Genomic DNA, 392 nt, shown 5'->3' with positions numbered 1-392 from the left:
CTCGACTTGTGGCTGTCCTACGAGTTGCGGCGCGCGGGTTTCGACAGCGACGCGGTGTGGCCGCGCGCAAGCGACCCGCGGATCATGCCGGGCGCGATCTCCAGCCTGCTCGAGGCGCTCCCGCAGAAGGAGCGCCTGCTCATCGAGCAGCGGCTGCGGCGGTCGATGAAGGGCGTGTCGGGTTCCAGCGCAAGCGTGCTCGGCAAGCACTACATGAAGCAGGTCGACGTCGTGATGTCGGACTGGGACACCGGCCCGGAGCTGCTCATCAGCACCAAGCGCATGGATTCGAGCTTCGGCAAGAACGCCGCCAACCGCGTCGAGGAGAGCTACGGCGACGCCAAGAACCTCCGGTTGCGTCACCCTCTCGCGGCGCTGGGCTTCGTGTATGG

The 392-nt window shown here is 67.1% G+C and carries 1 pseudogene; it reads left to right on the top strand.

Annotation, left to right across the window (positions count from 1 at the left end):
- Positions 1 to 392: pseudogene (locus tag JWG88_RS22340) on the top strand (hypothetical protein); the annotation flags it as partial.

It is taken from the genome of Desulfopila inferna (assembly GCF_016919005.1).
Taxonomy (GTDB): Bacteria; Desulfobacterota; Desulfobulbia; order Desulfobulbales; family Desulfocapsaceae; genus Desulfopila_A; species Desulfopila_A inferna.
The sequence above is the reverse complement of the archived record's forward strand: the minus strand, read 5'-3'. Positions and strand labels throughout refer to the sequence as shown.